The following is an 18,175-nucleotide window of genomic DNA, read 5'->3' on the forward strand; positions in this document are numbered from 1 at the left end:
CGCCTCGCCAGCACCCTCGCCGCACAGGGCGCCCGGGGCGAACGGCGCGCCGTGCTGCGCGCCCACACCGCGGCGGAGAAACACCTCAACGACGCCGGCACCGACCGGCCCGCCTGGTGCGCCTGGGTATGCGAAGCCGATCTCGCCGTGGACTCCGGCCAGCCCTCCTCGACCTCGGCGAGACCGGCCGCGCCCACCGGCTGATCACCGAAGGTGAAAGCCTGCTATCTCCGGCCCGGGACAAGACCCGCGGGGTGTTTCTCGCCTGCCGTGCCGCTGGCCACCTCGATCTGAGAGAACCCGAGCCCGCCGAAGCCGCCACCGCCGAATCCCTGCTCCTGGCACGCCGCATCGGAACACCCCGCTGCGCGCAGCTCGTCAACGACCTTCTCCCCCGCTTCCAGCACTACCAAGACGCCCAGGACGTTCCAGAACTCCTCCAGTTCACTGCCGCATGGCAGGAAGGGACGGATCCGACCACCACCGCTGGGCTCCGTCGATCAGAAAGTGGCCACAACTCATGCTTCGGGCAGGTCAGGCTTTTGAAGAGTTCGATGCCAGCGACGGCCGGGGCAAGGGCCGCGGCCGAGCGGTAGACGATCGCGAGTTTGTCGAACCTCGCGGCCAAGCCCCGCCACTGCTTGAGCAGGGCGAAGGAACGCTCGACCACGTTGCGGTCCTTGTAGGCCACCGGATCGAACTTCGACGGGCGCCCGCCCTGCTGAACCGCGGCGACGACGGTACTCCTGCTGGTCACGCCGTTCGGGAATAACTGCGGTGACCCTGCTGGCCTTGAGCACCGCTCGGGTCGGATGGGAGGAGCAGGCCTTGTCCCCGAGCAGCATGGTCGGGGTCATGCGCGGGCGGCCTGCTCCGATCCTGGGAACTCGCAGGTCGCCCAGCAGCAACAGCAAGGACTGGCCGTAATGTGCCTGCCCGGGCAATCACGACGACGGCCAGCAGTCGGCCCTGACCGTCCACAGTGTGGTGGATCTTCGTGGTCAGCCCGCCGCGGGAACGGCCGATGGCGTGCGGGCGGGCTCTCAGTGGACGTCGAGGCCCTGCTCTCGGGCTGCGGCCCGGCACTTCCTCCATCGTCATCCGCGCGGGCGAGCAGGACGCCGAGCACGCGGTCCCTGGTGTCGTCGGCGGCCCAGCGGCGGTGGCGGGCCCACACGGTCTTCCAGAAACCGAACCCGGCTGGGAGGTCCCGCCAAGCCATACCGGTGCGGTACCGAAAGACGATCGCCTCCACAATGCGGCGGTGATCGGCCCACGGCCCGCCACGACGACCGGCGCTTTGGGGGCAGCAGGGGTCGGATGCAGTCCCGCTGGCGGTCGGTCAGCCTGGCGTGACAAGGCATCAGGATGAGACCCCAGAGGTGCAGCGCGGCCGGACTCAGTCGACCTTCTTGATCACCCGGGCGGGCACTCCCGCGACAACGGTGCCGGCAGGGACATCACGAGTGACCACCGCACCGGCAGCGACCACCGCACCGGCACCGATGGTTACCCCCTGCGTGATCACGGCAGCCGTCCCGATCCAGACGTCGTCCTCGATGACGATCGGGGCGAAGGAGAGGTACTCGCGGCGCTCGGCCAAGGGCAATGGATGGCCTCCGGTGATGAGGCTGACCTTCGGAGCGATCATGACGCCGTTCCCGATACGGATGCCTCCCCTGTCCATGAAGGTGCATCCCTGGTTGACGAAGACGTTCTCCCCGAACGTCGTGTTCAGCCCGTGCTCGGTGAAGAACGGCGGGTAGATCACCACCGACTCCGGCAGCGGGCCACCGAACACAACGGAAAGTAGATCCGCGCGACCTTCGCTGTCGCTGAACGGAAGCATATTCAGTCGAGACGTCGCATCGGTGACCTCCTCGATCCGCTCCGCATGACGCGCGAACTCCGGCGTTTGGACATACATAACCTGCTCTGTGCGGGTAGACATGCGCTGATCCCAACACCGCGCAGTACTTTCGATCAAACAACCCGGACCACACCAGACACAACCTTCGGTTGTGGAAGTAGGGTGATGACGTGGATGTTGAAGCGCTGCGGACGTTCGTGGCCATCGCCGAGACCGGCCAGTTCCAGGCTGCGGCCGACGAACTGGGGATCAGCCAGCAGGCAGTCTCCAAGCGCATCGCGGCCCTGGAGAAGCACATCGAGGTCACGCTGCTGGTGCGCACCTCCCGAGGCTCCCGGCTGAGCCTGGACGGGCAGGTCTTCCTGCCGCACGCCAAGAAGATCCTGGCGGCCATCGAGCAAGCCGAGCAATCCGTGCGCCCCGGAAGCCGTCCTTTGCGCGTCGATGTCCTCAATCGGCGCATCTCCCCGGCCCAGGCTGTCTACCGGTTTTACCGCTCCCACCCCGAGACGGACCTGGACGCGGTCACGCTGAGCAAGGAGAACGCCGCCCAGGCCGCCCAGGCGGTGCTCGAAGGGACCATCGACGCGTCCTTCCGCGCCCTGCCGGCAGACCAGGTCCCGGCCGGGATCAGCACCGAACGACTCCTGGACGCGCCCCTGGAACTCCTGGTCGGACCCGGCCACCCACTGGCTGACGCACCCTGGGTCAGACCTGCGGACCTGGCCGGCCACCGCATCTGGATCCCCGGGATCAGGCCAGGCACGGAGTGGGCGGCGTTCTACCAGGCGCTGTCCGAGGCCTTCGGTCTGAGCATCGACGCGCTCGGCCCCAACTTCGGTGACGAGGCCCTGATGGACGCGCTGGCCGACTCGGCCTCGCTGGCCACCCTCGTCGGCAACGGGGACCGGTACCTGTGGCCCCAGACCCACGACCTACGGCGCATCCCGTTGCACGACCCGACCCCGGTCTACCCGCACGTGCTGCTGTTCCGCAGCGGAGACCAGCACCCCGTGCTGACCGCACTACGCGACCATCTGCGCACCACAGCCCCGCGAGCCACGCACGACGTGTGGGCACCGGACTGGGTAGACCGCTGAACAGGCGACCAAATGAACAGACATGCCCTATTAGTCGCGCGGCGGCGGAAACGTCGCCTGCGGAGCGGCGAGTGCCGCGTCGATCGCGAGCTTGATGTCCCAGTCGAAGCAGTCGTCGAGATCGCGGAGCAGCTCCAGCGCCCGCACAGTGGCTTCGCCGAGCGGGCGCGCCATCCGGTTTGTTGCGGACGGAACCTCCACTGGCTTGAGGCATGCCATCTCCATCGCGTGGTCGGCCCGTTCGTGCAGACCGAGCGAGGTGTAGCCCGCGGCCAGAGCGACCCACTTGAGGTGGCCACGGGTGTTCGAGGCCAGCGCTACGGTCCCGTACAGCGTCTGCATGGGGCTGCCAGCGGTGCCGTCCCCGCTCGGTGCCGGTCCGTACTGTTGTTCCAGGCCCTTGCAGTCGCTCTCCAGCAGTGCGAGAGCCTCGTTCAGCACACGACCAGCGCGGGCCAGACCGTTGAGATCATGGATCATCCGGTGCTTCCTCCTCGTCAACTGCCCTTGATGACCCTGCTGATCCCGTACCTCCTCCGCCACCACGAGCAGCGGCTCCAGGATTCCCCGGCGTGTGCTGGTAGCCGGCTCGGACACCGAGGGCGGCGGCCGGTGATGAGCCGAAGCACGATAGTTGTCACATAGGCAGGCTTGGTCAGTTGCGAGGTAAGGGACGCATCCAGTGCACTTCAGGTGAACTGATCCCTCGTGGTGTCGGGATCTTCGAAGCTCCACCGTCATCAGATCCCGGCGTGCCTCATCCTCGTCTCGGCTTCGTCGCGTCCCAGCGCATCGAAGGTGTCGAGATGGAACTTCTTGGCGTTGAAGGTACGCACCCACAGGCCCGCTGCCCAGCACAACTGCAGTTCGTTGCTGGTCAGCACCCCTCTGCGCGCCATTTGGTACTCCTCCAGGAAGGCCGCCGTCCGTTCGACCGAGGCGCCTGCACCAGTGGGCCCGCCCTCGAACATCGCGGCGGCCTGGCCGATGATCACCACCTCGGGCTCATCGACCACGCTGTCCCAGTCATGGACCACGAGCGGCCGGCCGTCGCGAAACTTCACGTTGCGGCCGTCCCAGTCTCCGTGTCCGAGCACGCAGGCAGCGTCGCGGACCTCTTCCAACCGCTCGCGTACGGCCGCGCCGAGTTCGTCGAGCCACGCCGTGGCAGAGCACCGTTCAGCATTGAGGTCGACGTCGCGGTCATCCGGGACCGGCCAGACGCCGTCCTCCTTGTGGTACCAGTGGACCCAAGCGGGAGCTGGTCGTAGCAGCGGCTGCGGATCCAGATCCTCTGCGCGGGTCACGAAGTCGGCCAGAAGACCGGCGAACTGTCGGGGAGCACCGGCGGCCGCGGTCCCTTCCCCCCCCCTGGCAGGGGAGTCTCGGCGCTGGCGACCTTCGTGCCCAGCGGTAACGGACCGGCCAGTGACTCCGGGCATGGGTAGCCCGCCTGCCACATCCGGTGTTGCACCCAGGTACAGGCTCCGAGCCGCGGGTCTTCGTCGCGGATCTTCAGGACCACCTCGCGGCCGTTCGTCAGCCGCAGGCCGTGGACCACGGACAGGTTCCCTGCCGTGAACGTGCGCTCGGCAACCGGACAGCCCAGGTGTTCGATGCACCAGTCGTTCACTGCTCGATCGTCGGAGTGTTCAAGCATGGCTTTCCTTTCCATGAGTGGTTTGGCCCTCCCCGTCTGGGCCGGGATGGTGGCCTGAAGCCGTGGGGACCGGATCGGCGCGCCCCGCGCCGCAGTGCCCTGATTGATCCGGTGCACTGGGCCGCGGGCTCAGCCCGGCATCGGAGCCCTCCCGGGCGGCTCCGATGCCGGGAGACGAGGGCAGAGCTCAGGCAGTGTCGCCTGCCTCTTGCGGTCGCATGAGGTCGAGGTCGTCGCCCCATGCATCCAGCACCTCGCCGTGTCCGGCTTCTCGGGCTGCGTTCTCGACCAGGGTGAACAGCTGCCGTTGCAGGGCTACGTCGCCTGCTGCCGAGATGCGGTCCACAGCACGCAGCAGCACGTCGGTGTCCCAGCCCGGCAGCGGGTACCGGGCGAGCTCCCACTTCAGATACTTGTTGTAAGGGCGAGGGCGACGGTGAAGAGCGAAGAGCAATTCGAGCAGGAACCGCATGCTGTCGGCCGCGTCGAGACGGGCGGCCAGAGCCAGGCCGTCCCGGTGATTCTTGACCGAGCGGTAGAGAGAGTTGGCGTAGGCGTCGAGCCATCGGCCGGCGTCCCGGAACGCCTCATCGGCATCCAACCGGGCCCAATCGGCAAGGGCGCGGGCGATGCCTCCGTCGAGCCGGTCGAGAACAACCCGAGCACGGGCGAGGGCATAGCGTTCCCAGCCGGGGATCCCGGTTCCGCGGAACTCGGAGAGAGTGACGATGACGAGGTCGAGCTCGGCACTGCGGTGCCCCGCGAACCGGGACAGGTCGGTCGTGGCGTCATCGGCAACGACCACGTACAGGTCGTGGTCGGAGTGCGGGGTGATCATGCCGTCGTGGGCCTGGGAACCTTTGAGGACGAGACCGAGGACGGCTGGGTCGGCGGCGGCGAGTTCGACGAACGCGTCGTAGGTGAGCGGCTGCTGAGCACTCATGGTGTGGAGCTCCGGTGTGGCGATGACGGGTATGCCTGCCGGGGCGACCCCGTGACGAGGCGCCCTGCACCGTCCGCGACCGCACGTGGCAGCCGCCCGGAAGATCAACGCACATCTGGACCCTATCGCTCTGCCTGGCCATGCGGGTACGGCTTTGAAGCCGTCAGGGGCCTGGTAATGCGACCGACAAGCTCACTTCAGGAGAGCCGCACCGATCCCGGAGGAGGTGTGGTCCATCACTTGGCCAGTTGCTGTGCGTGGCCTCGTGGCCTGGCCCTGCCCACCAATCAGGCCGAACGGCTCGGCGCCGGGCGGCGCAAGCGCCGCATCGGTGCCGTTCCCACCCCCCTCAGGCCAGCCGTAGCCGCCTTCGACACCCCGCATGCGGGCCCAGGACCGCCCCAGTCTCGGCCAGCAGCGCAAGCTCTACCGTCGATGGACGACCGACGATCACGTTCACCCCCACGAGGCTCTGCTCGGCATGCTCGCTCTGCTGCATGGAGTGGCGGCGGCGCCGGCGGCCCGGCCCGGCCCGCGGTCGGCTCTCGGCCAGCCGTCCAGCACCGAGGTCCGGACTTTGCAGATCACCGACATCGACGCGGCGGCCCAAACGTCCAGTTCGGCAAGCGCCCCCACCCCGTCCCGCAGGCCACCCTGATCTGTCTCGCCGACCACGTCGACCGGAAAGCGGAACCGGTCTCCCGCACGACGGCAAATCCACTCGCCCACCCCGATGATCAACGCTAGCCTGCGCGGGTGATGACGGCCGACGACGTACTGTCCATCCTTGCCGTGCTGCGGAATGCGGACGTCGACTTCTGGATCGGCGGTGGCTGGGGCATCGATGCCCTGGTCGGTCAGCAAACCCGCCAGCACCGCGACCTGGACCTGATGCACCGCAAGAGCCAGGAACCGGCTGTCGTGTCGACTCTCGCGGATGCCGGATTCACCGAGACCCTCGACTGGCGCCCCGTGCGTTTCGTCCTCACCGATCCCCGTCGCCGGGAGATCGATCTACATCCTCTGATCTTCGCTGAGGACGGATCCGCCCTGCAGGCGTCCACAGAGCCTGAGCACCCGTTCTTCTATCCCCCCTCGTGCTTCGTCACCGGCACGATCCTGACGACCACCGTCCCATGCCTGTCCCCGGAACAGCAGGTCTACTTCCACCAAGGCTACGAACCGGCTGATCGCGACCGTCACGACATGGCCCAACTTCGGCAGGCATTCGGCATCGCCACCCACTTCTGACCAGATCTCCATGGGCACCCTCCCACCGCATTGAGCCCATCCAGCTTCGGCAGCACCTCGCACAAGTTCGCCGGAACATATGCGCTTCAGCGATCCCGACATTCGTCGTCGAGATCGTCGCGGACTTCAGATACCGCTGGCTGATCACGTGGAACAGGGCGGAGGCGCCATCCTCGGGCAGCGGACGGACGGGGCGCAGCAGCACGGCGGCACGACCTCCGCCGAACGGCGGCGCGGCACGGGCGACGAACGCCCGGTGGGTACCGCAGGGGCGGGCGCCACACGGGCGGGGGCGGCCCGACGCCGCGCGTGGGAATGGCGGTGCGGTCGGCGCACGAGCGGAGGGCCGACGCGGCGCCGACAGGCGGGCGCACGGACGACCGACGACGCGGGTGCGGCCGGCGCACGACCGGGAACGGAACAGCGGACGCAGGCCCAACCCGGCGCTGCCCGGGCACGGCGGGACGACGGGGCACCGCAGGCGGACGACGGGGCGCCTCAGGCGGACGGCGGCCTCAGTAGAGCCGGCGCGGGCGCGCGGACAGCGGCACAGCAGGACAGGGCACGGCAGGACAGGGCGGCGAGCACGGCGTTGCCGGCAGACACGACACGAGTGCGGCCGGGGGGGCGGCGAAGGCGAGCGGACCCGGCCGTCTGCCAGGCACTGCCCGCCTACCTTCGCAACGCCCTCGCCTGACGTGGAGGCCGTGAGGTGGCCGTGACGCCGCCGGCGCAGGTCTGCTCCGTCTCCTCGGCCAGTCCTCCTTCGGCCAGCGCGACGCATTCCCGGGAGGCAGACCCGCCAGCGCGCCTCGAACAGCGCGCCTCGAACAGCGCGCCTCAGACAGCGCGCCCGCCCCAGGGCGGAACGCCAGCCCGTTGCTCGTTCCGCCCTGGGTCGAGCAAGGCGCCTGTTCGCTGGTGTTCAAGGGCTCGAAGCGATGGCGGACCACAACTGGCCAAGTTTCGCCGCCGCCTGGCGGTGCTGTTCGTCGGTCATCTCGTGGCCGTCGGCCGATGCCGACTCGCACGCTACTGCGGTGCAGTCCTGCGACAGGCGGCGGATGGCCGTACCTGCCAGCACCGGGCCCCGGCCTCCCCTGCGCCATTCGGGTACGAGGATCACCCGGTCCATGACCAGCAGGTCACTGACCGGGGGCGAGCGCCTCCTCGGAAGCAGGGGCGTACTCGCTGCGGCCCACGTCCAACAGCGTCTCATCAATACGGGAGACGTCCCCGGTGTGAGCGTCCGTGGCCTCGAAGGGGTCGTCGGGCGAACATGCGCACGCGGACGAAGGACAAACGGCCGACCGTCACGTCCTGTACGGCCTCCAGGGTGTCCTGGTCGACGCCACCGCGGGCGGCCATGCCCTCGGCCAGGATGTCCGCGTCGATCCGCGCGGTCACCGTCCAGACCTCCAGCGTGTCGTCGAACTCGAACGCTCGCAGCGGGTGCTCGTGGTGGTGGACGATTCTGCGCCTACGCAGACCGGCACCTCGGCGAATCGGAGCTCGGACCGGGTCGCATCGCGGCGACGCACAACATGTCCGTGCGGTCGCTCCACAAGCTCTTCGAGGCGGAAGGAATCACGGTCGGGCGGGTGATCCAGCGCCGTCGGCTACAAGAATGCGCCAGCGATCTCGCACGCGGCGACAACCGCCCGGTCAGGCGGTCAGGTCCGGATCAGCCAGTCGTCGGTACAGGCAAGCAGTGCGCCGAGTACCCCTTCGCTTCCACCTGACAGGGTGCTTCTTCCATCTGGTGATGCTTACCCGGCAGCCTGGAGACAGACTCAGGAGCCCAGGCATGGCGCCCCCGGAGTCGAGTGTGTGCACACACAGGCAAGTCCGGCCTTGGTCTCGGTCTAGTGTCGTTCGTGTTGGGTTTCGATGACACTTCCCGGGGTGTTCCGACTCCCTGCGATTCCACGTCGGCGACAAGCCGACTGGTTGCCGGCTGATGGGCACAGCGCGTCGGACTCTTCTGGTCGAGTCCCGCGACCAGCCCTGAATCACTGAACGAAAGAGATGTCATGTCCCGTTCCGAGAGTCCGACTGTCGTCCTGGTTCACGGAGCATTTGCCGACGCTTCCAGTTACGCCAGTGTCATTCCCGAGCTGCTGAAGCGTGATGTGAAGGTGGTCGCTCCGGCTGTGCCGAACCGCAGTCTGATCGGGGACGCCGCCTATATCGCCTCGGTGATTCGTCAGATCGAGGGACCGGTGGTCCTGGTCGGCCATTCTTATGGTGGTGCCGTCATCACGGTCGCCGGTGTGGAGGAGAACGTCAAGGCGCTGGTGTACTTGTCCGGTTACGCCTTGGAGGAGGGTGAGAGTCTGGGTGAGCTGCAGGGGAAGTTCCCTGACTCCGACCTGGCGGCGGCCCTTGTCTATACGCCTTTCCCGATCGAGGGTTCGGACACGCCGGGCACCGACGTGTCGGTGGAGATCGACAAGTTCCCGGCCATCTTCGCCGCCGATGTCGACCCCGACTTGGCGGCCGTTCTGGCTGTGTCCCAGCGTCCGCTGGCCGCGCAGGCCTTCGCGGACGCCGCTCCGGCCGCGGCGTGGAAGACCAAGCCGTCCTGGGGACTGGTCTCTTCTTCGGACCACACCATCAACCCCGATGTCGAGCGCTTCGGCTACCAGCGAGCCGGCATGACGACCATCGAGGTCGACTCCTCCCACCTCGTCATGCTCGCCCACCCCCAGCGCGTCGTGGCCCTGATCGAAGAGGCCATCGAGGCCACCGCCAAGTAGACCGGGGCAGTCCGCGCGCTATGGGAGGAGTGCTGGTACGCGGCTCAGGAAACACGGACCCGCTCGCGTCGTGGATCGACCGACCACTGCCCCTCGCCGATGGCATCCTGCAAGATGACGCGCACCAATTTCGTGTACGGCCTATATCTCCCGAGCACCGGCCGACGTTGATGCGCGGCGGACGCAATCCGAACTGAACAGAAAGAATGAACGGCATGGGCAATTTCTCTCCTGGATTCCAGGGGCGCACCCATCGATTCGAGGGTCGGCTGCCTCCGGGGCAGTATCCGACAGAATCGTTCCCCGTACTGTCCGTCGGCCCCTCACCCCACGTGCCGACCGAGACGTGGTCGTTCACTGTCACCAGTGAGGACGGGCAGAGCCGTGTGTGGACCTGGGCAGACATGATGGCCCTGCCGCAGGACGAGCCCACCGCCGACATCCACTGCGTCACCCGGTGGTCGAAGTTCGACACGACCTGGCGCGGCGTCTCCCTGGACGTGTTCCTCGACGAGGTGGAGACCGCCGCGGACTTCGTGGTCGCGGAGTCGTACGACGGCTACACCACGAACCTGCCGTTGGAGGACATCATCGACGGCAAGGCGTGGCTCGCGCACACCTACGACGGCTCGCCCCTGTCACCCGAACACGGCGGACCCGCCCGTCTGGTGGTTCCGCACCTGTACTTTTGGAAGTCGGCCAAGTGGGTCAGGACGCTGCGGCTGACGTTGGAGGACGAACCGGGATTCTGGGAGACGGCGGGCTACCACAACTACGGCGACCCCTGGCGCGAGCAGCGTCACTGGGGTGATCAGTGAGCGGCTGGCAGTCGGCCCGTCTTGTACGCCGTACGGACCTGACGGCGACCGGCCGCTCGCTCACGTTCGCGGTGCCGCGCTGGCCCGGACACCTAGCAGGGCAGCATGTTGATGTGCGGCTCACCGCTGACGACGGATACCAGGCGGTCCGCAGTTACTCACTCGCCGGCCCCGCGCGCGACGGCACCATCGAACTGGGCGTGGAGGCGGTACCACGGGGCGAAGTGTCGCCCTATCTCGCGGACGCTCTGCCTCTTGGTGCGCAGGTCGAGGTCAAGGGGCCGCTGGGCGGCTGGTTCGTGTGGCGGCCCGAAAGCCGCGAACCCGTACTGCTGATCGCCGGGGGATCCGGCATCGTCCCCCTCATGGCGATGCTCAGACAGCGACAGTCGGCACAGACGGACACCGCCTTTACCCTGGTCTACTCCGTACGCGATCCCGAACAGGTCTGGTACCGGGCGGAACTCGACCGCGACAAGACCGTCCGAACGCGCTATGTGTACACCCGGCGCGCACCGAAGGGCGAAGACCGCCCCGCCGGACGCATCACCCCTCAAGATCTGGACGGCCTGCTCCCTACTGAGCAGACCCGCTGCTACGTCTGCGGTCCGACCGGCTTCGTCGAACATGTCGCCGACCTGCTCATCACCGCGGGGTATCCGGCCGACCACATCCGAACGGAACGCTTCGGGTGAGCCCCTCGCCGCCCGGTCCCGATGTCTAGGAGTCCTCGTGCACCAGTCCTCCCCTCGTCACCTCGATGGCAACGCCCTGGCCGGACCGCTGTCGGAGATCTTCGCCATCGACCCCACCACGGCTTGGCGGCTCTGCCCCACCTGTCGTATGCCGTACACAGTGGCCCAACTCCACGTCTACGGACCCCAGCCGGGGCTGACCGCCCGCTGCCCGGGATGCTCCGCAATCGCCCTGCGGCTGGTACGACAGCCCGAGCACCTGTGGCTCCAGCTCGGAGACAGCGGCGGCTCCTTTCGCTTCACCCTGCCGTGACCCCGGCCCGCACAACCCATGGCTTGAGCAGGCCCTGTCCAGGTCATCGCTGAGGACTTCGCTGTAGGCCAGGCGGCTGAAACCGTGCCGGGCCAGGACCCGGTGCACCATCGAGGCGGGCAAGCCCAGGATCGGACCGATGCGGGCCGGCCCGAGCTTGCGCTCCTGCCGCACGCGGCAAATACGGCCCGCGACCGCTGCCGTCGTGCGGTGCGGCGTCCTGTGGGACCGGCTGGACCGGCCGTGCAGGCCGACCGCGCCCTCTGCTCGCCGGCGGCGCAGCCACTTGTGGGCCGTGGCCCGCGAGATACCCATCTCGGCAGCGACATGCGCGACGGGGCAGCCGGAAGGATCACGCTCGACCAACAGTCGCCTGCCGTGAACGGTCAGCCGGGCATTACGGTGGGAGACGAACCGGCGAGGGCGGCTCGCTCGTAGTTCAGCGGGAGGCGGTGCCGGGGCGCAGCCGGCGCGCCGGGATCGGCCGGGGGTTGCCGGTCCGGGTCGGGCGCGGGGGTGGGTGGGCGGCGGGCCGGGAGGTCGGACAGTGCCCAGCGGGCGGTGTAGAGACGGTAGCCGGGCTCCAGACCGCGTGCGGTCTTCGGTTCGCTGATGTCCAGGCAGTGCGTGGTGATGGCGGTGGCCACGATCTGGTCGTCCAGGCCGGGGTCGCGGCGGCGGCCGCGCAGGACGAGGGCGAGGTGGCGGCGGGCTTCGGCGAGCAGGTGCCGGCGGTGGAAGCGGCCGCCGTCGTTCATCACGAACACGGTCGCGGTGACGTCGACGGCCGCCAGGGCGACGTCGGCCACGGCTGTGACCCGGGCCCGGATCGCGGCTGCCGCGGCGCGGGCGTGCTCGTGGAAAGAGTTGATGACGCCGACGGCCGCCCAGGAGGTGAGGATCGCGCTCGCCTTCCACCACGCGCGTAGCTGGGCGAGCGGCTGGGTCTTCCGCTTGGGCGGGCGGATCTTGCGGGCGGCGATCTGGCTCAGCGTGGCGCGGGCCTGCTCGGAGATGACAAGCAGGAACTTCGGCTCGCCGTCGTCGTCGACGGCGGTGACGTGCTCGTCGTCCAGCTCGGCCAGGCAGGCGGTGATCTGGTCGCTGCGCCGGGAGGTCCAGCGGATCAGCTCGTGCGGCACCCCGGCAATCTCCATCACGGGCCGACGCCCGGGGGTGACGGTGCGCGGCTCGGTCGCCAGTCCCAGCGCCTCGCAGACCTCAGCGGCCACGAGCTCGTTGTAGAGCGCGGAGGCGGCCACGGTGTTCTCGTGCAGGGCCGTGGCGTGGTCGAGCCCCACTTCCCGTGCATGCACCGCCCCTTCACGGACAGCAGCAGACGCTCATGGAGCGAGGGTCCGCTCGGAACGCGCCTCATAGTGGCGGAAGCCGGCGACGACCAGACCGCCGGGCGACCCCACCCGGTAGCTGCCGTCCTTGCCGCACCGGACCGCCGCCACCTCGTCCTCGATCCACTCCAGCACCCGCTCGATCACGCGCTCGTGCGCGACCTCGATCACCCACCGGGTCTCCTCGTCCCCCAGTGCCAAGAGCAGGTAGATCGTCGGCTGCGGCCGGAAGACGACGCCGACGCCCGTGACCGTCACCCGGCGACGCAGGGCGCCGGCCTAGAACGCCTTCTTCGGAGACTCGCCCTTGGCGAGCAGGTCGGCCTCGACTCGGACCGCGTACGGGTGCCGACCCCGCACACCGAACAGGTTCCGCAATTGCGCCTCGGTGACCTCCTGGCACCAGGGCCTACAGGCCGCCCGCATGGCTCAGATCAGCGGGCGGATCATGGCTACCATCACCATGCCGGCGACGAACAGCGCCAGCCCGCCGCAACCATCAGCCGCTCGTCGCGGTAATCGATGTCCTTGCGGGCTCCGGTCTTCGCTCGCGACAGCTTTTCCGGGTCGTAGATGACAGGGACCACATCGCCAGGCGACCCGACCGGCTCCCGCATCCACACCGCCCGGTTTCCCCACCGAGAGTCTCCCCTGCGGTATGGGTGAAGCGCACGAGTGGAGTCCTCTCGAAGACCACAGAGCAGTTGTCTCGGCGATCTTGGTCAGCAGGGTGTCCGGGGTGCGTGCTGATCTTGTTGCTCCCGAACGGCGCCACCGCTATCCCGGGCGGCTGCGTCTTCCCGATCGAGTGGCACTGGCCGGTGTCGTGTACGTGTACGTGCTGCGGACCGGTGTCGCGTGGCGCGATGTTCCCGCAGAGACCCTGGGCTGCTCCGGAGTAAACGCGTCGCCACCGCGGTCTCTCGACGGGAGCGGCTAGCAGGGGTTCTGGTCGGCCGTGTGCCGGCCCCCGGTGCCCACCAGCTCGCCGTCGGGGCGCCCGGTGTGCGCGACCGCCGTGCGCCGCAGGGCGAGGATGGCGGCGTCGTCGCGGAGGGCTCCGCCGGTGTGGGCGAGCAGGTCCTGCCGGACGCGTTCGATGAGCATCTCGGGACCGCAGTGCGGCCAGCGGGCGAGCCGCCGTTCCAGTGGGTAGAAGGCGCCGCCGGTGTCGCGGGCCTCCACCAGGCCGTCGGTGTAGAGCAGGAGGGTGTCACCGGACTGGAACGCGAAGGTGTGAGACGTGCGGATGCCCTGCTCCAGCTCGCACATGCCCAGCGGCGGTGCCGGGGCGGTCGGGACAGTCGTCACCCGCCCCTGGCTGATGAGCAGGGGCGGCGGGTGCCCGCAGGGCGTCAGCCGGGCCACGAGGTCATGGTCGGGGATCTCCAGCAACAGCGCGGTGATGAAGTGCTCCTGCACCTCGTCGTCCGTCCCCGGGAACTGGGTCAGGTAGCGGCACAGACTGTGGTCCAGGGCGTCGGCGAGGGCCGGGAGCGTGGTGTGCTGGTGCGCGGCCTCCTGGAACGCGCCCATCAGCGCGGCCGCTTCGCCGACCGCGGCCAGCCCCTTGCCCCTGACGTCGCCGATGAGTACGCGCGTGCGATCGCCGGTGCGGGCCACGGCGTACAGGTCACCGCCGATGCGCGCTTCCTTCTCGGCGGCCAGGTACGTGGACGAGATCTCCAGCGGACCGATCCGGCGGGGCAGCGGGCGGAGCAGCGCCCGCTGCGCGGCCTCGGAGACCGATCGCACCTGGGCCAGCTCTGCCGTGCGCCGGTCACGTGTCAGGCAGACGACCACGGCCATGATCGACAGGACTGCCAGCCCGATGATCTGCGACAGGTGGTTGGGCGTTGTCAGACCCCCGTGGAGCACGGCGATGACCGCCTGTGCCGTCACCGCCAGTGCGCCGATCAGCCCGGTCAGCCATGCGGATCCGAACGAGACGGTGATGGCGGGTGCCACGACGAGCAGCGGGCCGAGGTGGATCGATTCCGGGGTCTGTACGTCCACGATGGTGATCGCGACGATCAACACCAGAGGGAGCACCACCAAGCCGTGGGTGGAGCGCCACCGCTGCCGTGTCAAGGCGAAGTGTTGCCGAAGGCGCATACGTCCACTCTGCGCCTTCCTCCTGCGAGGCGCGCAGGGAACCCTGGGTATGCGCCCTCACAGCACGCCCCGGACGCCACCGGCAAGCGCCACTGAGCACCGCCGCGCGCCAAGGAACGCGCACCGCCTACAGCAGCCCCCCGGCACCATGACGTCTTCGGCCCCGGCCTGCGCCCCGGTCGCCGCCTCCTCATTCGGCGGTCACCGACGCCTGCCACGCCCCCGGGCGTTTGCCTGTGGCCTTGTGGAAGAACACCGAGAAGTTGGATGCGTCGGAGAAGCCGAGTATGTCGGCGCAGCGGGCGGCGGTGAGGCGGTCGTGTGCGAGGAGCCGTTTGGCCTCCAGGGTGATCCGTTCGACGATGTATGCCTTCGCGGTGCGGCCGGTGGCCTGCTGCACCGCTCGCGAGAGGGTTCGGGGCGCGTATCCCAGCGCACGGGCGTAGTAGCCGGCGTCGTGGTGGTGCCGGAAGTGCGCTTCGACGCTGGAGCGGAACAGCCGGAACACCGGATGTGTGAGCCGTGCTTCGGCGTGCGGTGGGTGCAGCCGGGTGATGAGCGCGGAGAGCAGGATTTCGGGCAGCTCCGTCGAGGGGTCACTGGGTGGGGCTGAGGCTTCGAGGAGGAGATGGCTGCGCGCGGTGTCGACGAAGGGCCAGTCGGCGTCGGGGATGCTCCAGTGCGCGGCCAGGTCCGGGGAGGCGACGAGTTCCCGGGTGGCGTGGGTGACCGGCGCGGTCGGCACGAACAGCACGAGGTGCCCTGCCACTGCGGCGATGTCGTCCCACCGGTGCACCGCGCCGGGTGGAATCCACACCGCGGACCGATCTTGGAGCGGGTGGAGGTGGAAATCGACCGTGACTGAGCCGGGTCCGGCGTCGATGACGCCAAGGACGTGGAAGTCGGCGCGCTGCGTGCTGCCGTCGTTCAGCTCGCGAAGGCGGCCGAACGTCATCGTCTCAACCGAGGCGGCGCGGCGTCCTGCGGGCTGGTAGGTCATCTGCCGGATCACGCTCACGTGTCCAGTTTTCACCATCGGGCGACCAGTCACGCCGATGCCCCGTCCGGGTGCGGAAGTTTCAATGAACACACAGGGCAATCGCCCAGAGCATCGACCGGAAGATCCATCATGCACACGACGCAGCAGACGCTTCTGCCCGCTTACGACCATCTGCCGGGGACCGGGCCGACTCTTGTCTTCCTGCACTACTGGGGTGGTTCTGCCCGCACCTGGGACCTCGTCGTCGACCGCCTGGCGGGCCGTGACGTGCTCACGGTCGACTTCCGCGGGTGGAGCCGGTCGAGCGCTCTGCCCGGCCCCTATACGCTCGGTCAGCTCGCCGACGACACGCTCGGCGTGATCGCGGATGCGGGGGTCACCGACTACGTCCTGGTGGGGCATTCGATGGGGGGCAAGGTCGCACAGCTGGTCGCGGCCACCCGGCCCGCGGGCCTGCGCGGCATCGTCCTCGTCGGCTCCGGTCCGGCGAAGCCCGCGGCACAGGTCACTCCCGAGTACCAGAAAGCCCTGTCGCACGCCTACGACTCCGCCGAGTCCGTGGCCGGGGCACGGGATCACGTCCTGACCGCGACCGAGCTGTCCGCTCCGCTCAAGGCGCAGATCGTGACCGATTCGCGGGCGGTCGCCGACGCCGCCCGCACCGAGTGGCCGCTGCGCGGCATCGCGCAGGACATCACCGAGCACACGCGCATGGTCAGCGTGCCCGCTCTCGTCGTCGCCGGAGAACACGACCAGGTGGAGCCCGTCGGCGTGCTCCGCGACAACCTGGTGCCCTACCTCTCCCAAGCCGACGTCGTGGTGGTCCCCCACACCGGTCACCTGATCCCGCTGGAAGCCCCGGCCGACCTCGTCGACGCCATCACCGCGTTCGCGCCGGCAGCCTGACCGTCCCCGCGGCCCGGCGACGGGGTGTGCCCCTTGTACGGTCGCCACGACGGACGGGTGGCGGACCCGGCCGCTTCTATGTGAGCGTCGACGCGAGGAACACAGAGCCACCCGGCGAGCGGTGGCGGAAGGCGTGGCTGGCTGATCGTTCCGGCCGAGTTGGCCCGCCTGCACCATGCGGCACAGCAGCGGCGGTGGCGCGTAGAGGGCTCCTTGAACTCCGCGTACAAGGACTCGGCGACGGCCAGGGTGGCGTCGAGCCCGATGTGGTCGGCCAGCCGCAGGGGCCCATGGGGTGGGCGCAGTCGCGGACCATGCCCTCGTCGGTGTCGTGGGCGGCGGCGAAGCCGGATTCGAACATGCGGATCGCCGAGATGGCCAAGACCTTCGCCGACGCGGAAGTCCCGACGGTCGCGGGTTCCGACGCGTGCGGGGCCGCGGGCATCATCCCCGGCTTCGCCCTCCACGACGAGTTCGACCTCCTCGCCGAGGAGGGGCTGGACCCGCTGACCAGCCCGGGAACCTGGCCGGCTCGGTCGTCGTCATCCGCAGGATCCGACCTCGACGCGGTCCTCGAACGCGTCGCCCCCCGAGCCCGGTGCCCACTGATCCCGCGTCGTCACCCGGACCGTGCTGCCCGAGCGCCAGGGACGCGGCCGAGGGTGGTGGGACCAGATGCGGGCCTGCTACCGGCCTGATTCCACCGTGGCCCTCAGCTGGTACCGAGGAGACGGGCCGGGCTTCGTGGCAGCGTCGGAAGCCATGTCCGGGCGGGGCGACAGGAGCGTCCACCGCCTGTCCCCGCCCGTCGGCGGCACGGCGCACCGCGCGGATCAGCTCCAGACCGCCCGGATCGTGGGCGACCGCGCCTTCGCCGAGACGCCCACCGGTATCGAGGTGAGGACGGATGTCGACGGTGTCACCGCCGACCTCGTCTCGTACACCCGTCTCGTACACCCGCCTCGTGCACCGCCTCGTGCACCGCCTCGAACGACGCGACGCCGCAGGGGCATTGTGGCGCTGGACTGCGTCTACGAGCGCCACACCCTCCCACCGGCCGCGCCGGGCCGCGCCGGGCCGGGCCGGCACATCGCCCTCGCCCCCGAGGACCTCGCTCCTCACCGGCCGCCGTACGCGCTCCTCACATGGCACCCGGCCCGGCGCGGCTACGCGGTGGCCGCCGACCTGCTCGGCGACGACCAGCTCGAACGCACGGCCGCGTTCTACGCCGCGACGCTGTGATGGCTGCGGGGCTGACCCGGCCGGCGCCCGTGGCGCGGGTACCGGCCTGTTCGACGACAGCTCCGGCCGCGCGTGACCTCGACTGCCGGCGGGGCGAGCGGGCAGCTCGGCCGGGGCGGGACTGCGGACGGGGAGCCCGAGGGCAGGAAACGGC

General features: G+C 69.2%; 18 protein-coding genes and 4 pseudogenes. 8 read left to right on the top strand and 14 right to left on the bottom strand.

The features are described from left to right. Positions 1 to 547: 547 nt before the first annotated feature. Together AQJ11_RS47130 and AQJ11_RS35675 are read right to left on the bottom strand one after the other, a co-directional pair. Positions 548 to 1,306 (bottom strand): annotated as a pseudogene (locus AQJ11_RS47130) (IS5 family transposase); the annotation flags it as partial. A 93-nt stretch (positions 1,307 to 1,399) separates the two neighbouring features. Beyond that, positions 1,400 to 1,927 carry a DapH/DapD/GlmU-related protein gene (locus AQJ11_RS35675; RefSeq protein WP_059266135.1) on the bottom strand — a complete coding sequence of 176 codons (528 nt, stop codon included), beginning with the start codon at positions 1,925 to 1,927 and terminating at the stop codon, positions 1,400 to 1,402. 113 nt (positions 1,928 to 2,040) lie between these two features. On the opposite strand from AQJ11_RS35675, the gene AQJ11_RS35680 reads away from it, so the two are divergent. After that, positions 2,041 to 2,970 (top strand): LysR family transcriptional regulator, encoded by a 930-nt coding sequence (locus AQJ11_RS35680; protein WP_059266035.1) that lies wholly within the window; start codon positions 2,041 to 2,043, stop codon positions 2,968 to 2,970. Positions 2,971 to 3,000: 30 nt separating this feature from the next. Here AQJ11_RS35680 and AQJ11_RS35685 read toward each other — a convergent pair whose 3' ends face one another. The 4 genes from AQJ11_RS35685 to AQJ11_RS35700 all read right to left on the bottom strand — a co-directional run bounded on the left by AQJ11_RS35685 (position 3,001) and on the right by AQJ11_RS35700 (position 5,573). After that, the gene (locus tag AQJ11_RS35685) at positions 3,001 to 3,450 is read right to left on the bottom strand and encodes a hypothetical protein (RefSeq protein WP_059266036.1); all 450 of its coding nucleotides are present in this window, start codon (positions 3,448 to 3,450) and stop codon (positions 3,001 to 3,003) included. A 260-nt stretch (positions 3,451 to 3,710) separates the two neighbouring features. Next, complete coding sequence (locus AQJ11_RS51675) at positions 3,711 to 4,277, bottom strand: hypothetical protein (protein ID WP_244218524.1); 567 nt, start codon at positions 4,275 to 4,277, stop codon at positions 3,711 to 3,713. Continuing rightward, positions 4,274 to 4,630 (bottom strand): hypothetical protein, encoded by a 357-nt coding sequence (locus AQJ11_RS35695; protein WP_159061740.1) that lies wholly within the window; start codon positions 4,628 to 4,630, stop codon positions 4,274 to 4,276. The genes AQJ11_RS51675 and AQJ11_RS35695 overlap by 4 nt, the downstream gene beginning before the upstream one ends. A 187-nt stretch (positions 4,631 to 4,817) precedes the next feature. Further along, complete coding sequence (locus tag AQJ11_RS35700; protein WP_059266038.1) at positions 4,818 to 5,573, bottom strand: hypothetical protein; 756 nt, start codon at positions 5,571 to 5,573, stop codon at positions 4,818 to 4,820. A 759-nt stretch (positions 5,574 to 6,332) separates the two neighbouring features. Between AQJ11_RS35700 and AQJ11_RS35710 the strand changes: the two genes are divergently transcribed. Beyond that, the gene (locus AQJ11_RS35710; protein WP_208616702.1) at positions 6,333 to 6,824 is read left to right on the top strand and encodes a nucleotidyltransferase domain-containing protein; all 492 of its coding nucleotides are present in this window, start codon (positions 6,333 to 6,335) and stop codon (positions 6,822 to 6,824) included. Between the two features lie 925 nt (positions 6,825 to 7,749). On the opposite strand, the gene AQJ11_RS50520 is transcribed toward AQJ11_RS35710, so the two are convergent. Beyond that, positions 7,750 to 7,959, bottom strand: a complete 210-nt coding sequence (locus AQJ11_RS50520; protein ID WP_063807723.1) for a hypothetical protein — start codon at positions 7,957 to 7,959, stop codon at positions 7,750 to 7,752. Between the two features lie 83 nt (positions 7,960 to 8,042). Next, positions 8,043 to 8,231, bottom strand: a complete 189-nt coding sequence (locus AQJ11_RS35720; RefSeq protein WP_059266041.1) for a hypothetical protein — start codon at positions 8,229 to 8,231, stop codon at positions 8,043 to 8,045. A 626-nt stretch (positions 8,232 to 8,857) separates the two neighbouring features. Between AQJ11_RS35720 and AQJ11_RS35725 the strand changes: the two genes are divergently transcribed. The 4 genes from AQJ11_RS35725 (at position 8,858) to AQJ11_RS35740 (ending at position 11,409) form a co-directional block, all read left to right on the top strand. After that, entirely contained in the window at positions 8,858 to 9,583 is a 726-nt protein-coding gene (locus tag AQJ11_RS35725) for an alpha/beta fold hydrolase (protein WP_041664824.1), read from the top strand. 215 nt (positions 9,584 to 9,798) lie between these two features. Next, positions 9,799 to 10,401 carry a sulfite oxidase-like oxidoreductase gene (locus AQJ11_RS35730; protein ID WP_059266042.1) on the top strand — a complete coding sequence of 201 codons (603 nt, stop codon included), beginning with the start codon at positions 9,799 to 9,801 and terminating at the stop codon, positions 10,399 to 10,401. Then, on the top strand, positions 10,398 to 11,096 hold the full coding sequence (locus AQJ11_RS35735; protein ID WP_079082555.1) for a ferredoxin reductase: 699 nt from the start codon (positions 10,398 to 10,400) through the stop codon (positions 11,094 to 11,096). The genes AQJ11_RS35730 and AQJ11_RS35735 overlap by 4 nt, the downstream gene beginning before the upstream one ends. Before the next feature lie 37 nt (positions 11,097 to 11,133). Then, positions 11,134 to 11,409: a DUF6510 family protein gene (locus AQJ11_RS35740; protein WP_059266044.1), complete on the top strand. Its 276-nt coding sequence runs from the start codon at positions 11,134 to 11,136 to the stop codon at positions 11,407 to 11,409. Positions 11,410 to 11,466: 57 nt separating this feature from the next. Here the strand turns inward: AQJ11_RS35740 and AQJ11_RS47150 are convergent. The 5 genes and pseudogenes from AQJ11_RS47150 to AQJ11_RS35760 all read right to left on the bottom strand — a co-directional run. Then, positions 11,467 to 11,799, bottom strand: a pseudogene (locus AQJ11_RS47150) (leucine zipper domain-containing protein); the annotation flags it as partial. Further along, positions 11,796 to 13,016 (bottom strand): annotated as a pseudogene (locus AQJ11_RS35745) (relaxase domain-containing protein). The pseudogenes AQJ11_RS35745 and AQJ11_RS47150, both read right to left, overlap by 4 nt. 200 nt (positions 13,017 to 13,216) lie before the next feature. Beyond that, positions 13,217 to 13,345: a hypothetical protein gene (locus AQJ11_RS52230; protein WP_279616969.1), complete on the bottom strand. Its 129-nt coding sequence runs from the start codon at positions 13,343 to 13,345 to the stop codon at positions 13,217 to 13,219. 349 nt (positions 13,346 to 13,694) lie between these two features. Then, complete coding sequence (locus AQJ11_RS35755; protein WP_059266137.1) at positions 13,695 to 14,798, bottom strand: PP2C family protein-serine/threonine phosphatase; 1,104 nt, start codon at positions 14,796 to 14,798, stop codon at positions 13,695 to 13,697. 265 nt (positions 14,799 to 15,063) lie between these two features. Then, positions 15,064 to 15,891 (bottom strand): helix-turn-helix domain-containing protein, encoded by an 828-nt coding sequence (locus tag AQJ11_RS35760; protein WP_059266047.1) that lies wholly within the window; start codon positions 15,889 to 15,891, stop codon positions 15,064 to 15,066. Between the two features lie 111 nt (positions 15,892 to 16,002). On the opposite strand from AQJ11_RS35760, the gene AQJ11_RS35765 reads away from it, so the two are divergent. Next, the gene (locus AQJ11_RS35765; RefSeq protein WP_059266048.1) at positions 16,003 to 16,779 is read left to right on the top strand and encodes an alpha/beta fold hydrolase; all 777 of its coding nucleotides are present in this window, start codon (positions 16,003 to 16,005) and stop codon (positions 16,777 to 16,779) included. Positions 16,780 to 16,929: 150 nt separating this feature from the next. On the opposite strand, the pseudogene AQJ11_RS51685 reads toward AQJ11_RS35765, so the two are convergent. Beyond that, positions 16,930 to 17,155, bottom strand: a pseudogene (locus tag AQJ11_RS51685) (3-hydroxyacyl-CoA dehydrogenase family protein); the annotation flags it as partial. A 368-nt stretch (positions 17,156 to 17,523) separates the two neighbouring features. On the opposite strand from AQJ11_RS51685, the gene AQJ11_RS35775 reads away from it, so the two are divergent. After that, the gene (locus AQJ11_RS35775) at positions 17,524 to 18,021 is read left to right on the top strand and encodes a nuclear transport factor 2 family protein (protein ID WP_244218525.1); all 498 of its coding nucleotides are present in this window, start codon (positions 17,524 to 17,526) and stop codon (positions 18,019 to 18,021) included. Positions 18,022 to 18,175: the final 154 nt, after the last annotated feature.

The organism is Streptomyces corchorusii (genome assembly GCF_001514055.1).
In the GTDB taxonomy this organism is placed as follows: Bacteria; Actinomycetota; Actinomycetes; order Streptomycetales; family Streptomycetaceae; genus Streptomyces; species Streptomyces olivaceoviridis.

Bases quoted from the DNA above. Each gene is read 5' to 3' on its own strand.
- AQJ11_RS35710 (WP_208616702.1), top strand. From the start codon at position 6,333: ATGACGGCCGACGACGTACTGTCCATCCTTGCCGTGCTGCGGAATGCG.
- AQJ11_RS50520 (WP_063807723.1), bottom strand. From the start codon at position 7,959: ATGGACCGGGTGATCCTCGTACCCGAATGGCGCAGGGGAGGCCGGGGC.
- AQJ11_RS35675 (WP_059266135.1), bottom strand. From the start codon at position 1,927: ATGTATGTCCAAACGCCGGAGTTCGCGCGTCATGCGGAGCGGATCGAG.
- AQJ11_RS35725 (WP_041664824.1), top strand. From the start codon at position 8,858: ATGTCCCGTTCCGAGAGTCCGACTGTCGTCCTGGTTCACGGAGCATTT.
- AQJ11_RS35695 (WP_159061740.1), bottom strand. From the start codon at position 4,630: ATGCTTGAACACTCCGACGATCGAGCAGTGAACGACTGGTGCATCGAA.
- AQJ11_RS35685 (WP_059266036.1), bottom strand. From the start codon at position 3,450: ATGATCCATGATCTCAACGGTCTGGCCCGCGCTGGTCGTGTGCTGAAC.
- AQJ11_RS35765 (WP_059266048.1), top strand. From the start codon at position 16,003: ATGCACACGACGCAGCAGACGCTTCTGCCCGCTTACGACCATCTGCCG.
- AQJ11_RS35700 (WP_059266038.1), bottom strand. From the start codon at position 5,573: ATGAGTGCTCAGCAGCCGCTCACCTACGACGCGTTCGTCGAACTCGCC.
- AQJ11_RS35730 (WP_059266042.1), top strand. From the start codon at position 9,799: ATGGGCAATTTCTCTCCTGGATTCCAGGGGCGCACCCATCGATTCGAG.